This window comes from Umezawaea sp. (assembly GCF_057122925.1).
In genome coordinates, this window is sequence record NZ_DBNGPQ010000083.1 from 59,129 (window position 1) to 73,658 (window position 14,530).

The 14,530-nt window shown below is 70.4% G+C and carries 10 protein-coding genes; 6 read left to right on the plus strand and 4 right to left on the minus strand.

Annotation, left to right across the window (positions count from 1 at the left end; genetic code table 11):
• Window positions 1-4 precede the first annotated feature (4 nt).
• Together AC156L_RS18945 and AC156L_RS18950 are read right to left on the minus strand one after the other, a co-directional pair.
• A complete protein-coding gene (locus AC156L_RS18945) occupies window positions 5-2,101 on the minus strand; it encodes a phospholipase A2 (RefSeq protein ID WP_330878984.1) in 2,097 nt (698 codons plus the stop codon).
• 463 nt (window positions 2,102-2,564) lie between these two features.
• A complete protein-coding gene (locus AC156L_RS18950; RefSeq protein ID WP_414720032.1) occupies window positions 2,565-3,182 on the minus strand; it encodes an SACE_7040 family transcriptional regulator in 618 nt (205 codons plus the stop codon).
• Window positions 3,183-3,365: 183 nt separating this feature from the next.
• On the opposite strand from AC156L_RS18950, the gene AC156L_RS18955 reads away from it, so the two are divergent.
• The 4 genes from AC156L_RS18955 (at window position 3,366) to AC156L_RS18970 (ending at window position 9,002) form a co-directional block, all read left to right on the plus strand.
• Window positions 3,366-4,160: an SGNH/GDSL hydrolase family protein gene (locus tag AC156L_RS18955; protein ID WP_330879000.1), complete on the plus strand. Its 795-nt coding sequence runs from the start codon at window positions 3,366-3,368 to the stop codon at window positions 4,158-4,160.
• Window positions 4,161-4,299: 139 nt separating this feature from the next.
• Complete coding sequence (locus AC156L_RS18960; RefSeq protein ID WP_330878982.1) at window positions 4,300-5,904, plus strand: carboxyl transferase domain-containing protein; 1,605 nt, start codon at window positions 4,300-4,302, stop codon at window positions 5,902-5,904.
• 5 nt (window positions 5,905-5,909) lie between these two features.
• Window positions 5,910-7,847, plus strand: coding sequence for an acetyl/propionyl/methylcrotonyl-CoA carboxylase subunit alpha (locus AC156L_RS18965; protein ID WP_330878981.1), 1,938 nt, complete (start codon window positions 5,910-5,912; stop codon window positions 7,845-7,847).
• Window positions 7,848-7,850: 3 nt separating this feature from the next.
• On the plus strand, window positions 7,851-9,002 hold the full coding sequence (locus tag AC156L_RS18970; protein WP_330878980.1) for an acyl-CoA dehydrogenase family protein: 1,152 nt from the start codon (window positions 7,851-7,853) through the stop codon (window positions 9,000-9,002).
• 479 nt (window positions 9,003-9,481) lie between these two features.
• Here the strand turns inward: AC156L_RS18970 and AC156L_RS18975 are convergent, their stop codons facing one another.
• Together AC156L_RS18975 and AC156L_RS18980 are read right to left on the minus strand one after the other, a co-directional pair.
• Window positions 9,482-10,147, minus strand: a complete 666-nt coding sequence (locus AC156L_RS18975; protein ID WP_330878979.1) for a maleylpyruvate isomerase N-terminal domain-containing protein — start codon at window positions 10,145-10,147, stop codon at window positions 9,482-9,484.
• Window positions 10,148-10,149: 2 nt separating this feature from the next.
• Window positions 10,150-11,754, minus strand: coding sequence for an acyl-CoA dehydrogenase family protein (locus tag AC156L_RS18980; protein ID WP_330878978.1), 1,605 nt, complete (start codon window positions 11,752-11,754; stop codon window positions 10,150-10,152).
• Between the two features lie 112 nt (window positions 11,755-11,866).
• On the opposite strand from AC156L_RS18980, the gene AC156L_RS18985 reads away from it, so the two are divergent.
• Both AC156L_RS18985 and AC156L_RS18990 read left to right on the plus strand, forming a co-directional pair.
• Window positions 11,867-13,264: an FAD-binding oxidoreductase gene (locus AC156L_RS18985; RefSeq protein WP_330878977.1), complete on the plus strand. Its 1,398-nt coding sequence runs from the start codon at window positions 11,867-11,869 to the stop codon at window positions 13,262-13,264.
• A 16-nt stretch (window positions 13,265-13,280) separates the two neighbouring features.
• The gene (locus AC156L_RS18990) at window positions 13,281-14,513 is read left to right on the plus strand and encodes a cyclopropane-fatty-acyl-phospholipid synthase family protein (protein ID WP_330878976.1); all 1,233 of its coding nucleotides are present in this window, start codon (window positions 13,281-13,283) and stop codon (window positions 14,511-14,513) included.
• The last annotated feature ends 17 nt before the right edge of the window (window positions 14,514-14,530 follow it).

Genomic DNA, 14,530 nt, shown 5'->3' on the forward strand with positions numbered 1-14,530 from the left:
CTGGCTAGGCGAGCGCCTCCTCTGGCTCCCGGTGTTCGGCCTGGTGACTTGGGTGCTGCTTCGCGACCGCCGCGAGCAGCGCGAGGCAGATCGTGCTGACGTGCAGGACCACGCCGAGGGTGTTCGGCTCCAGGACGAGCAGCGGGGGGACGCAGGCGGTGGCGGCCAGGAGCCACGACGTCCGGCCGTGGCAGGTGCCCGCGCGGGCCGCGTGCAGCAGGTACCAGCCCAGCAGGAGGTGGATGAGGTTCTGGAGCGGGTCGACCTGGAGGACGATCAGGGTGGCGCTGGTGCCCGCGAACCCCGTGACGACGAAGCCGAGCACGCCGAACGCGCCGAACGCGACCCCCAGCGTGGCGGCCAGCCGGGAGCGGTGGGACTCCGCTGACGTCCAGTGGAAGACGGGGAACAGCGACGCGTGGCGCTCGAAGCGGTGGAACAGGAGCAGGACGGGCAGCAGGAGCAGCACCAGCACCGCCAGCCACCGCGGGCGGGCGAGCCAGTCCGCGACGGTGAACGCGGCGGCGGTCGGCGCGTCCAGCAGGCCGAGGACGCCCACCACGGCCGCGAGGATCGTCAGGTAGCCGAGGTAGACGGTCATGGGGGCGGTGCGGGCGAACATGACGACGTTCCACTGGTGCCTGCCCGCGAGCCACACCGTCGCGCGGTCGCGCAGGAGCGTCACCAGGCAGATCTGGCCGAGGCCCAGCACCAGCAGGCACACGGTGGGCGGGCTGAGGTTGGAGCCGACCTCGCCGGGCATCGCCATCATCGTGCGCGGGTAGCCGCCGTAGGTGATCAGGCCGAGCAGCGCGGGCACCGTGACCGACGCGAGCACGCCGAGGACCTTGCGGGAGATCCGGCGGAGCGTGCCGTCGGCGTAGAAGAACCCGAGCTGCTGGAGGAGGAGCGCGCCGAGGAGCAGGTTGAGGTAGCCGCCGGTGCGCCACTCGAAGATGACCCGGACGCCGTCGACCGAGGCCATGACGACCAGCAGGACCAGCGGGGTGCCCAGGCGCAGCTGGCGGTGCAGCCACGCCATCAGCGGCGTCGCGGCCACCGCGACGAGGTAGACGCCCAGGAACCACAGCGGGTGCGCGATGAGCCTGCCGAACGCCTCCACGCGGACCTTGGGGACGTCCAGCAGCTCCAGCGGGAGCGGGAGCACCAGCCAGGCCAGGATGAACGCCAGCACCGGGCGCAGCAGCCACGCGATCCGGCTCGACAGGTACCTGCCGTAGCCGCCGTGGTGCGCCGTGACCTCCTGCCAGGCGAGCAGGTTCGCGTGGCCGCCCGCGAAGAAGAAGATCGGGACGGCCTGGAGGACCCAGGTCAGCAGCCACAGCCAGTTCGCGCTCACGCCCGCCCAGTGCATGACGGTGAGGACGGACTGGCCCAGCACGACCAGACCGAGGCTGGCGAGGCGGAGGAACGTGGCGTAGCGGTCCTGGGCGGCCGGTCGCGGCGTGAACTCGGCGGTGTGCGGCGCGGTGGGCCCGCGCTTGCGACCGGGGAGGCGGGCGAGCAGGAGGAAGACCACCACGGCGCTGCCGAAGCCCCACGCCAGGACCGGCTCGTGGCCGGGCGGACCCCAGCGCTGGCGCCACGAGTTGAAGCTCAGGCCGCCCGCGTAGAGCTGGGCCACGGCGTGGCACTGGGTCTCCGCGCCCCTCGGGTTCGCCCGGCACTGGGCGTGCATGTCCTCGGAGAGCTGGACGTCGATGGACTTGCGCGCCGCGGGACCGAGGGGTTGGCCCTTGCTCTCGGCGTAGCGGAGGAGGTCGTAGCCGAGGTCGTGGGCCTTGCAGGCGAGGCTGAAGTCCCACTCGGTCTCACCGGCCGGGCCCGAGCACTCGCCGGTGGGGTGGACGGCCCTTCGGGTGCCGTCCGGGGTGGTGAGGGTCCTCGGGTTGCGACCCTGGACCTGGCCGAAGTCCTCGGGGAAGTCGTCGAGGGGGTCGTGCGTGCGGGACGGGTTGGTCATCGAGTGCACGGCTCTGGCCGCTGCCGCGACGTCCGGGCTGAGGGGGCGGTCGTCGGTGGCGCCCGCTGGGCGGGACGCGATGACGCCGCAGACGAAGACGACCAGCGCCACCACCACGAAGCGGAACCACGCGGGTAAGCGGGAGAGCAGCCGGATTCCCGGCCACCCTCCGGTGTCGGTTGCGGTGCTGGTTGCCGGTGCTTCACCCATTGGCTGGTTAGGTTACGGAATGACAACGCTGTGTGGCCAGTCGGAGGTTTAAGGGCTGGTGGGAGGGGGTGTGGTGGTTCGGGTGGAGGCGAAATGGGGCGCGGGTGGCTGCGGGGTGTGGGCGGCTGTGGGTCCGGGGGGCCCGCCAAGTCTGCGGGGCTGGGGGTGCTCGCCAAGTGGCTGCCGGTTCCAGCGCGGTGCGGCCGATGTGACACGGGGCCCCTCTCGTGGGCCTTGATCGGGCCGCAAGGGCAGTCCGAAAGCCTGCCCGATCATCAACTTCAAGGCTCAAAACCCCAAGTCGCATCGGCCACGTTCCGTGGCCGGCCAGGTTGGGTTGGATGGTGTGCTGGGTTTTTGCCCGTGCGCTCTACAGGGCGGCTGTGGTGGTGGTTTCTTCCAGGGCTCCGGCTGTTGTCAGGGAGGCCAGGGCCATGCGGGTCAGCAGTGCCGCCATCTGCGCGCGGTCCAGGTGGGCGCTGTGCGGGGTGCTGTTGATCAGGCCGAAGACCGCGTGGGCCGCTGCTCTGGCCGTTGGTTCGTCCGCGTTCTCCACCGTGTGCTGGATGGTGTCCACCCAGACCTCCACGTAGCGGCGTTGCAGCGCTCTGACCCGTCGCCTGTCCGGGTCGGTGAGGTTCGCCAGGTTTCTGATCTGCACGGTGATGAGCGCCGGGTCGTCCAGGGCGAAGTCGACGTGCCAGCCGACCAGGGCGCGGAGTGCGTCGTCCGGGTTGGTGGAGGCCTCCACGCGCTTCTGGCCGCCTTCCAGGAGGCGTTCGCTGATCGACGTGAGCATCTCGCCCAGCATCGCGTCCTTGCTGCGGAAGTGCCGGTACAGGGCCGGGCCGGAGATGCCTACCGCGGCGCCGATGTCGTCGATGCCCACGCCGTGGAAGCCGTGGCGGGCGAAGAGCTCGGCCGCGGCGGTGAGGATCTGTTCGCGGCGGGTCGGTTTGGCTGGGGCGGTGTCCGGCACGGGGACCATCCTAGGACCTGGGTGTTAGCGAACGTGAACCTCGGCTGGTGCCCGGTTGGGGTGGCGGGTGTTTTCTAGATCAATTCACGGTTCGTTAACTCTTGACTCGATCTATTTATATAGGTGTACCTGGTGGTAACAATCGTTGTGTTCGGCATCACATCCTGCGTGGCTTCTCCTGGGGAGACCTCGATGCGCCCTGCTCGGTTGTTGGCTGTGGCGGCAATGGCCGCCGCCGCTGTCCTGTCCAGTGTTCTACCTGCGGCTGCTGCCCCTGCGGCGGTCAACTACGTTGCTCTCGGTGACTCCTACTCGTCCGGTCTCGGCACGGGTTCGTACATTTCCTCCAGTGGGTCCTGCAAGCGCAGCAACTATTCCTACCCGGCGTTGTGGGCGGCTGCGCATTCGGTCACGTCATTCACCTTTGTGGCCTGTTCCGGTGCTCGAACGGGTGATGTTCTCGCCAACCAGGTCGGCTCGCTGTCGGCGTCCACGACGTTGGCGTCCATCTCAATTGGTGGGAACGACGCCGGGTTCACCGACGTGATCACGACCTGCACGTTCGGGTCGGACCAGGACTGCGTGAACCGGACGAACACGGCGAAGGCCTACGCGCAGAACACGCTGCCGGGGCTGCTCGACACCGTGTACGCGCAGATCCGCGGCCGGGCGCCGTCGGCGAAGGTCGTGGTGCTCGGGTACCCGCGCATGTACAAGGTCCCCGGTTCGTGCAGCGTGGGGCTCAGCGACACCAAGCGGGCGGCGATCAACTCGGCGTCCGACGTGCTGGCGGGTGTGATCTCCGCGCGGGCGGGGGCGAAGTCGTTCTCGTACCAGGACGTGCGGGGTGCGTTCAGCGGGCACGAGATCTGCTCCGGGGACTGGTGGCTGAACAGCCTCAGCTTCCCGGTGGACGAGTCCTACCACCCGAACCGCAACGGCCAGCGGCTCGGTTACCTGCCCGCCCTGACGGCGGTCACTGGCTGAGACGGGGGAGTCCGGCGGTCCGCTCGGGCTGCCGGGCTCCCACCCTCCTGGGGTGCTGCGCGAGCCCGGTGGACGGGCCTGTTAACAGCCGCTAACATCAGTGTGGTTAACGGCTGCTAACTACTGTCGCGAGGAGCCCATGGACGCCCCCGTCCTGCGTACCGCCGCCGATCCGTCCGGTGAGGCGTTCCAGCGCTACGCGAAGGAGCACGCCACCCTCGTCGACGAGCTGCGGGCGAAGCTCGCGAAAGCCGGGCGGGGTGGGCCGGAGAAGTCGCGGGAGCGGCACGTGGCGCGCGGGAAGCTGCTGCCGCGCGACCGGGTGGACGCGCTGGTCGACCCCGGTTCGCCGTTCCTGGAGCTGTCGCCGCTGGCGGCGGACGGGATGTACGGCGACGAGGCACCGGCCGCGGGCATCATCACCGGGGTCGGGCGGGTGTCCGGGCGCGAGTGCGTCGTCGTCGCCAACGACGCGACGGTCAAGGGCGGCACGTACTACCCGGTGACGGTGAAGAAGCACCTGCGCGCGCAGGAGGTGGCGCTGCACAACAACCTCCCCTGCCTCTACCTGGTGGACTCCGGCGGGGCGTTCCTGCCCCGGCAGGACGAGGTGTTCCCGGACCGCGACCACTTCGGGCGGATCTTCTTCAACCAGGCGACGATGTCGAGCCGCGGGATCCCGCAGATCGCCGCGGTGCTCGGGTCGTGCACCGCGGGCGGTGCGTACGTGCCCGCGATGAGCGACGAGGCCGTGATCGTGCGGAACCAGGGGACGATCTTCCTCGGCGGTCCGCCGCTGGTGAAGGCCGCCACCGGTGAGGTGGTCACGGCCGAGGACCTGGGTGGCGGCGACCTGCACTCGCGGACGTCCGGCGTGACCGACCACCTGGCCGACGACGACCCGCACGCGTTGCGGATCGTGCGGTCGATCGTGAGCACGTTCGGGCCTCGGGCCCCGCGGCCGTGGGAGGTCGAGCCGAGCGAGGAGCCCGCCGTCGACCCGGCGCAGCTCTACGGCGTCGTCCCGACGGACAGCCGGACGCCGTACGACGTGCGCGAGGTGATCGCGCGGATCGTGGACGGCAGCCGGTTCCAGGAGTTCAAGAAGGAGTACGGCTCGACGCTGGTCACGGGGTTCGCCCGCATCCACGGGCACCCGGTCGGCATCGTGGCGAACAACGGGATCCTGTTCGGCGAGTCGGCCGTGAAGGGCGCGCACTTCATCGAGCTGTGCGACCAGCGGTCGGTGCCGCTGGTGTTCCTCCAGAACATCTCCGGCTTCATGGTCGGGCGCGAGTACGAGGCGGGCGGGATCGCCAAGCACGGCGCGAAGATGGTGACCGCCGTGGCGTGCGCGCGGGTGCCGAAGTTCACCGTCGTCATCGGCGGCTCGTTCGGCGCGGGCAACTACTCGATGTGCGGGCGGGCGTACTCGCCGCGCTACCTGTGGATGTGGCCGAACGCGCGCATCTCCGTGATGGGCGGCGAGCAGGCCGCGTCGGTGCTGGCGACGGTGCGGCGCGACCAGCTCGGCGACGAGTGGTCGGCGGAGGACGAAGAGGCGTTCAAGGCGCCGATCCGCCAGCAGTACGAGGACCAGGGCAACCCGTACTACTCCACGGCCCGGCTGTGGGACGACGGCGTGATCGACCCGATGGACACCCGCCAGGTGCTCGGGCTCGCGCTGTCGACGGCGGCGAACGCGCCGCTGGACCCGGTCTCCTACGGCATCTTCCGGATGTGAGCGGCATGTTCGACAGCGTTCTGGTGGCCAACCGCGGCGAGATCGCGGTTCGGGTGGTGAGGGCCCTGCGAGGGCTGGGGATCCGGTCGGTCGCGGTGTACAGCGACGCGGACGCCGACGCGCGGCACGTGCGCGAGGCCGACGCGGCGGTGCGGATCGGGCCCGCTTCGGCGCGGGAGAGCTACCTCTCGATCGAGCGGATCGTGGAGGCCGCGCTGGCCACGGGGGCGCAGGCCGTGCACCCCGGCTACGGCTTCCTGGCGGAGAACGCGGAGTTCGCCCGCGCGTGCGAGAAGGCCGGGCTGGTCTTCATCGGACCGAGCCCCGACGCGATCGAGGCGATGGGCGACAAGATCCGCGCGAAGCTGACCGTGCGGGCGGCGGGCGTGCCGGTCGTGCCGGGGCGCACCGAACCAGGCATGAGCGACGACGCGCTGGTGGAAGCCGCTCAGGAGATCGGGTTCCCGGTGCTGCTCAAGCCGTCCGCCGGTGGTGGCGGCAAGGGCATGCGGCTGGTGCACGAGGCGTCGGCGCTGCGCGACGCCATCGAGTCGGCCCGTCGGGAGGCGCGCGGCTCGTTCGGCGACGACACGCTGCTGATCGAGCGGTTCGTCACCAACCCCCGGCACATCGAGATCCAGGTGCTGGCCGACGCGCACGGCGGCGCCGTGCACCTGGGCGAGCGCGAGTGCAGCCTCCAGCGGCGGCACCAGAAGATCATCGAGGAAGCGCCGTCGCCGCTGCTGGATGCGGAGACCCGTGCCGCGATGGGGCAGGCGGCCGTGGACGCCGCGAAGTCCGTCGGCTACCTGGGCGCGGGGACGGTCGAGTTCATCGTCGACGGCACGTCCGGCGACTACTTCTTCATGGAGATGAACACCCGGCTCCAGGTCGAGCACCCGGTCACCGAGCTGGTGACCGGCGTCGACCTGGTGGAGTGGCAGCTCAGGGTGGCGTCCGGCGAGCCGCTGGACTTCACCGGGGTGCCGCTGACCGGGCACGCGGTCGAGGCCCGCATCTACGCCGAGGACCCGGCGCGCGGCTTCCTGCCGACCGGCGGCGAGGTGCTCGTGCTGCACGAGCCCGAGGACGTGCGGGTCGACTCGGCGCTCCAGGTGGGGTTGCGCGTCGGCAGCGACTACGACCCCATGCTGGCCAAGGTGATCGCGCACGGCCGCACCCGCGAGGAGGCGCTGCGCAAGCTGCACGCCGCGCTCGGGCGGACCGTGCTGCTCGGCGTCACCACGAACATCCCGTTCCTGCGGGCGCTGCTGTCCGATGTGGACGTTCGGGCCGGGCGCCTGGACACCGGGCTGGTCGAGCGGAAGCTCGACGAGCTGGTGACCCACGAGGTGCCGGACGAGGTGCTGGCCGCGGCGGCGCTGGAGCGGCAGCTGGCCCTGGCGGGCCGGGGCACCGATCCGTGGGACCAGGTCGGGGGTTGGCGGGTGGGCGAGCACGCGTGGACGACGCTGCGCGTCGACGTCGCGGGCCGCGAGACCACCGAGGTGCGGGTCCGCGGGGCTGAAGTGGTCGTGGGCGGCGGTGAACCGGTGCGCACCCGCGCCGAGGTCCGGGGCGGCGACCTGGTCGTCGACACGCGGCGGTACGCGATGGCCCGTGACGGTCACGTGCTGTGGCTCGGGTCCGAGGGCCGGTCGTGGGCGTTGACCGAGACCGAACCCCTGGAGTCGACCGGGAAGGCGGGCGCGAGCGCCGCCGGACCGGTCACCAGCCCGATGCCCGGCACCGTCCTGGTCGTCCGAGCCGCCACCGGGGACGAGGTCGTCGCAGGCCAAGCGCTGTTCGTGGTCGAGGCCATGAAGATGGAGCACACCGTCGTCGCACCCGTCGACGGCGTGCTCGCCGAAGTGAACGTCCAGGCGGGCCAACAGGTCGCGCTGGACCAGACCCTAGCCGTCGTAGTCCCCCACCAGGAGTGACCGATGTTGGACTTCCGCCTCGATGAGGAATACGAAGCGCTGCGCAAGACCGTCGAGGAGTTCGCCCGCGAGGAGGTCGCCCCCGTCATCGGAGACCTCTACGAGCGCAACGAGTTCCCGTACGAGATCGTCGCCAAGATGGGGCGCATGGGCCTGTTCGGCCTGCCGTTCCCCGAGGAGCACGGCGGCATGGGCGGCGACTACTTCGCCCTCTGCCTGGCGCTGGAGGAACTGGCCCGCGTCGACTCCTCGGTCGCGATCACGCTGGAGGCCGGTGTCTCGCTCGGCGCCATGCCGGTGTTCCGCTTCGGCACGGACGAGCAGCGCGCGCGGTGGCTGGAGAAGATGTGCTCCGGTGAGGTGCTCGGCGCGTTCGGCCTGACCGAGCCCGGCGGCGGCAGCGACGCGGGCGCCCTGCGCACCACCGCGAAGCTGGAGGACGGACACTGGGTCCTCAACGGCACCAAGGCGTTCATCACCAACTCCGGCACCGACATCACCGGCCTGGTGACCGTGGCCGCCGTGACCGGCACCAAGCCCGACGGCCGCAAGGAGATCTCGGCCATCATCGTGCCGTCCGGCACGCCGGGCTTCAGCGTGTCGAAGAAGTACTCCAAGGTCGGCTGGAACGCCTCCGACACCCGTGAGCTGTCGTTCGTCGACTGCCGCGTGCCCGAGGCCAACCTGCTCGGCACCAGGGGCCGCGGCTACGCGCAGTTCCTCCAGACCCTCGACGAGGGCCGCATCGCCATCGCGGCGCTCGGCGTCGGGCTGGCGCAGGGGTGCGTCGACGAGTGCCTGAAGTACGTGGGCGAGCGCGAGGCGTTCGGCCACAAGATCGGCGAGTACCAGGCGATCAAGTTCAAGATCGCCGACATGGAGGTGCGCACGTACAACGCGCGCCTCGCGTACTACGCGGCGGCGGCGAAGATGCTGCGCGGCGAGCCGTTCAAGAAGGAGGCGGCCATCGCCAAGCTCGTCTCGTCGGAGGCGGCGATGGACAACGCCCGCGAGGCCACGCAGATCTTCGGCGGGTACGGGTTCATGAACGAGTACCCGGTCGGTCGCTTCTACCGCGACGCGAAGATCCTGGAGATCGGTGAGGGCACCAGTGAGGTGCAGCGCATCCTGATCGCGCGCGAATTGGGTCTGTGACTGCTGTCGCAGGTCGGTGGTGTGGTCGCGGTGTGGTCGCGGTGGTCCAGTTGCGGTGGTGTGGTCGATGTGACTTGGGGCCCCTCTTTTTGGCGCTCGTCGGGAAAAAACGGCAGGTGGAAAGCTTGCCGCCCGACAAATCTTAGCGCCAAAAACCCCAAGTCACATCGACCGCGCAATGCGAGAAGTGAAAAGCGCTCAGCCCACCAATCGGTGGGAAGGGTGGACCTTGTCACGGGTTCAGGTGGTGGCCCGCAGCTCACCGGCGGGCGGCGAGGCGGAACGTGGCTGATTTTACTCGGGGGTTTTGAGCCTTAAAATTGGTGATCGGGCAGGCTTTCCAACCTGCCCTCTTAGCCCGATCAAGGCTCAAAACAAGGGGTCCCCGAGTCAAATCAGCCACAGCACGACGGTGGGCGGGTCCACCGGGTGGCCCGGACGGCGAGCGAGCCACCGGACGCCCTGCGGGTCCCCACCCCTCAAGTCACGTTCATCGCCGTCGTCAGCAACCGCCGCACCTGCGCGACCCGCTCCACGTCCCCGCTCACCACCACGTCCTCACCCCGGTCGTACAGCCACAGCAGCACCGCACCCGGCCGTCCCAGCACGGACGCGTCCGCGTCCAGGGAGTCGATCGGCGCCACCTCCACGCCCGTCGGGTGCACGTCGACCCGCCAGTCCGCGACCCGCAGCCAGTGCGTGCCCCACTCGGTCAGGTCGGCCGCGTAGTCCTCGGTCCAGGTGTGCGTCTCCCGGCTCAGGAACACGTCCAGCATCTCGCCGATGGCGTCGACCGCGAAGTCCTCGGGGAACGGGGTCAGCGGGACGCCGAGCGCCAGTTCCGCGTCGAACCGGTGGATCGCCGCCTCCTGCGCCATCCGCCGGATCCAGAAGTGGTCCGGCTGTTCGGCGAACGCCGCCTCCAGGGCCCCGTACGCCTCGTCCAGCGCCGCGGCCGGAGTGGGGGCCCTCTGGTCGGACTCCTGGCCGACCACGGTCCGGAAGCCCCGCGCGACGTGCTCGACGAGGTCGCCGACCGTCCAGCCGGGGCAGGTGGGCACGGGCGCGGTCAGGTCGCCGCCCGACAGCACGCGGAGGCGGCGGACCTCGTCCGCCAGGACACCCAGCAGTCTCGCGCTGTCCACGGTCAAGGCTTCGGCAGCCCCCGCTCGATGATCGCGCCGGTGTCCACGCCCCTCGGGAGCGTGCCGAACGCGATGCCCCAGTCGCCCGCGAGCCGCGACGCGCAGAACGCGTCCGCGACGGCCGGGTGGCCGAACCGGACGAGCAGGGAACCCTGGAGCGCCAACGCCATCCGCTCCACCAGCCTGCGGGCGCGCAGCTCGACGTCCGCGGTGTCCGACAGGTCGGCGCGCAGGGCGTCGACGGCCGCGTCCAGCCTCCGGTCGGAGCCCTTCGCGGTGTCCAGCTCGGCGAAGAACGCCTGCACCGACTCGGGTTCGCGGCCCATCGCGCGCAGCACGTCCAGCGCGGCGACGTTGCCGGAACCCTCCCAGATCGACATGAGCGGCGACTCGCGGAACAGCCGGGGCATCCCCGAGTCCTCGATGTACCCGTTGCCGCCCAGGCACTCCAGCGCCTCGGCCGCGTGCGCGGGTCCGCGCTTGCACACCCAGTACTTGGTCACGGCCAGCGCCAGCCTGCGGAACGCGCCCGTCGTGCCCGCGAGGTGCATCGCGACCGTGGTCGCCGCCTCGGACTCGACCGCCAGGTCCGCCAGCACGTTGCGCATCAGCGGCTGGTCGACCAGGTAGCCGCCGAACGCCGTGCGGTGCGCCGCGTGGTGCGTGGCCTGGGTGAGGCCGAAGCGCATCCCGGACGCGCTGCCGACCACGCAGTCCAGCCGGGTCGTGTTGACCATCTCGATGATGGTCCGCACGCCGCGGCCCTCCTCGCCGACGAGCCAGCCGACCGCGCCGTCGTACTCCAGCTCCGCGGAGGCGTTGGACCTGTTGCCGAGCTTGTCCTTGAGGCGTTGCAGGAACATCGCGTTGCGCGTGCCGTCGGGCAGGACCCTGGGCAGCAGGAAGCACGACAGCCCGCCCGGTGCCTGCGCCAGCGTGAGGAACAGGTCGGACATCGGGGCCGAGGTGAACCACTTGTGGCCGGTGAGCACGTACGTGCCGTCGCCCGCGGGCCGGGCCGTCGTGGTGTTCGACCGCACGTCCGAGCCGCCCTGCTTCTCGGTCATCGACATGCCCGCGATGAGCCCGCGCTTGCCCTCGGGCGCGCGCAGGCCGAAGTCGTACTCGGGGGAGGCGAGCAGCGGTTCGAACCGCTCCGCCAGCTCGGGTGTCCTCCGCAGCGCGGGCACGGCGGCGTAGGTCATCGAGATCGGGCAGCCGTGGCCCGCCTCGGCCTGGTTCCAGACGAACATCTTCGCCGCGCGCGCCAGGTGCGCGCCGGGCCGCTCGTCGCGCCACGGGGCGGCGTGCAGCCCGTGGCCCACGGCGGTCTCCATCAGCCGGTGCCAGGCTGGGTGGAACTCGACCTCGTCGATCCGGTGCCCGTACCGGTCGTGCGTCCGCAGCACCGGCGGGTTCTCGTTCGCCTGCCGCGCGAGGTCCTGGGTCTCGGTGAGGCCCGCGAGCCTGCCCAGCTCGTGCACCTCGGACTCGGCCCACCCGGCTCCGCCGCGGTGCAGGGCGTCGAGCAGCGCGGGGTCCGCGGCGACGTCGTGACCGGACAGCGGCGGCACCTGGTTGGTGACCTCGTGCGTGGCGTGGGTCATGCGAGCAGCCTAGACCGCTTTCTACTCGCCGGTAATGTCCGGTTGCGCGTTGCTCGGATGTTTCGTCCGACCACAGTGTGGGAGCACCCCCCATCAGACGGGTGATTTGGGGATGCCGAGAACGATTGATCGGCCTAACGTCGGACCTGTGAGCAGCCACCCTGCGCAGGCGGCTCCGCCAGGAGCCCACTCAGAGGCAGTAGCGGCACTGCGCCAGCAGTACGCGACCATCCCGGCGGGCAGCCCCGTGCGCCTCGCCAAGCCCACCTCCAACCTCTTCCGCTTCCGCCAGGACCAGGCGGGCGGACTCGACGTGGCCCGCTTCAACCGGGTCCTGTCCGTCGACCCGAAGGCCCGCACCGCACAGGTGCAGGGCATGACGACGTACGAGGACCTGGTCGACGCGACCCTCCCGCACGGGCTCATGCCTCTGGTCGTCCCCCAGCTCAAGACGATCACCCTCGGCGGCGCCGTCGCCGGTCTCGGCATCGAGTCCAGCTCCTTCCGCAACGGGCTGCCGCACGAGTCCGTGAAGGAGCTGGAGGTCCTGACGGGTGACGGCGAGGTCGTCGTCGTGCACCCGAGGGACCCGCTGTTCCGGGGGTTCCCGAACTCCTACGGCACGCTCGGCTACGCGCTGCGGCTGGAGATCGAGCTGGAGCCGGTCACGCCGTACGTGCGGCTGCGGCACGTCCCGTTCGGCGACGCGCGCGAGTGCGCCGAGGTCATCGCGGGCGTGTGCGCCGACGGCGAGTACCAGGGTGAGAAGGTCGACTTCATCGACGGCACGGTGTTCACCGGCACCGAGATGTACCTGACGCTGGCGAACTTCACCGACACCGCGCCGAGCACCTCGGACTACACCGGCAACCGGATCTTCTACCGGTCGATCCAGTCGCGCCGCACGGACCACCTGACGATCCGCGACTACCTCTGGCGCTGGGACACGGACTGGTTCTGGTGCTCGCGGGCGTTCGGCGCGCAGCACCCGGTGGTCCGCAGGCTGTGGCCCAAGCGGTACCTGCGGTCCGACGTCTACCGCAGGATCGTCGCGTTCGACCGGCGGCACGGCCTCAGCGACCGGCTCAGCGGGGCCGTCCAGGAGCCGGTGATCCAGGACGTGGAGATCCCGGTCGACCGGCTGGCCGACTTCCTCGACTTCTTCGAGCGCGAGATCGGCATCAGCCCGGTGTGGCTGTGCCCGGTCCGCCTGCGCGACCGCACCGGGTGGCCCCTCTACCCGATGGACGCGGACACGCTGTACGTGAACGTGGGTTTCTGGTCGACGGTCGCGCTCCGCCAGGGGGAAGAAATGGGTAGCCGCAACCGGTTGATCGAGGAGAAGGTGTCCGAGCTGGGTGGGCACAAGTCGCTGTACTCCGACTCCTACTACGAGGAAGCGGACTTCTGGCGGCACTACAACGGCGAGGCCTACCTGGCCTTGAAGGGGCGGTACGACAGGGGGAATCGACTCCCCGGCCTGTACGCCAAGTGTGTTCTCCGAAGGTAGAAAGGAGCCGGGGCCCATGCGGTTGGCGGAGGTGTTCCAGCAGGTGGTCGGCAGCGACCAAGCCGTCGAGTTCAGCGCGTACGACGGCAGTCACGCAGGTCCGGAGGGGGCGGGCACGCGCATCGAGGTGCGCACACCCATGGCGTTGTCCTACCTGGCTTCCGCGCCGGGCGAACTCGGGCTGGCCCGCGCGTACGTGACGGGGAACCTGGAGATCATCGGCGACGTGCACGGTGCGCTCGCGCACCTGTCGGAGCTGAGCCTGCGGGAGGTGCCGTGGGCGCAGCGGGTCAACCTGCTGGCCATGCTCGGCAGGATCAGGGTCAACAACAGGGTCGAGGTGCCCGCCCAGGAGCGGCGGCTGCACGGGATGCGCCACTCGAAGGCCCGCGACCGCGAGGCCATCGCACACCACTACGACGTGTCCAACAAGTTCTACGAGTGGGTGCTCGGCCCGTCCATGGCCTACACCTGCGCGGTCTACCCCGAACCTGGCGCCGCGCTGGAGGACGCCCAGTTCGCCAAGCACGACCTGATCGCCCGCAAGCTGGGGCTGGAGCCGGGGATGCGGCTGCTGGACGTCGGCTGCGGCTGGGGCGGCATGGTCGTGCACGCCGCCAAGCACTACGGCGTGCGCGCGGTCGGCGTGACGCTCTCGCGCAACCAGGCCGAGTGGGCGCAGAAGGCCATCGTGGAGGCGGGGCTCTCGGAACTGGCCGAGGTCCGCTTCCTGGACTACCGCGACGTGCGGGAGGAGGGCTTCGACGCGATCAGCTCTATCGGCCTCACCGAGCACATCGGCAAGGCCAAGCTGCCCGCGTACTTCAAGTCCCTGTACGGCAAGCTGAAGCCGGGTGGCCGGATGCTGAACCACTGCATCACCCGCCCGAACAACCTCCAGCGGGCGCGGACCGGCGGCTTCATCGACCGGTACGTGTTCCCGGACGGTGAGCTGGTGGGCCCCGGCCACATCGTGTCGCTGATGACCGACACCGGTTTCGAGGTGCGGCACGAGGAGAACATCCGCGAGCACTACGCGCTCACGCTGGCCGCGTGGAGCCGCAACCTCGACGACCACTGGGACGAGGCGGTGGAGGAGGTCGGCGAGGCGAGGGCGCGCGTGTGGCGCCTGTACCTCGCGGCGAGCAGGTTGGGCTTCGACCGCAACAACATCCAGCTCCACCAGGTGCTCGGCGTGAAGCTCGACGGCACCGCGTCCGGGATGCCGCTGCGCCCCGACTGGGCGTGAACGGCTCGTCGCGCGGG

What these genes read in the sequence shown, in the direction of transcription:
- AC156L_RS18960 (WP_330878982.1), top strand. Translation starts at nt 4,300, where the DNA reads ATGGACGCCCCCGTCCTGCGTACCGCCGCCGATCCGTCCGGTGAGGCG.
- AC156L_RS18970 (WP_330878980.1), top strand. Translation starts at nt 7,851, where the DNA reads ATGTTGGACTTCCGCCTCGATGAGGAATACGAAGCGCTGCGCAAGACC.
- AC156L_RS18985 (WP_330878977.1), top strand. Translation starts at nt 11,867, where the DNA reads ATGCCGAGAACGATTGATCGGCCTAACGTCGGACCTGTGAGCAGCCAC.
- AC156L_RS18955 (WP_330879000.1), top strand. Translation starts at nt 3,366, where the DNA reads ATGCGCCCTGCTCGGTTGTTGGCTGTGGCGGCAATGGCCGCCGCCGCT.
- AC156L_RS18980 (WP_330878978.1), bottom strand. Translation starts at nt 11,754, where the DNA reads ATGACCCACGCCACGCACGAGGTCACCAACCAGGTGCCGCCGCTGTCC.
- AC156L_RS18950 (WP_414720032.1), bottom strand. Translation starts at nt 3,182, where the DNA reads ATGGTCCCCGTGCCGGACACCGCCCCAGCCAAACCGACCCGCCGCGAA.
- AC156L_RS18965 (WP_330878981.1), top strand. Translation starts at nt 5,910, where the DNA reads ATGTTCGACAGCGTTCTGGTGGCCAACCGCGGCGAGATCGCGGTTCGG.
- AC156L_RS18990 (WP_330878976.1), top strand. Translation starts at nt 13,281, where the DNA reads ATGCGGTTGGCGGAGGTGTTCCAGCAGGTGGTCGGCAGCGACCAAGCC.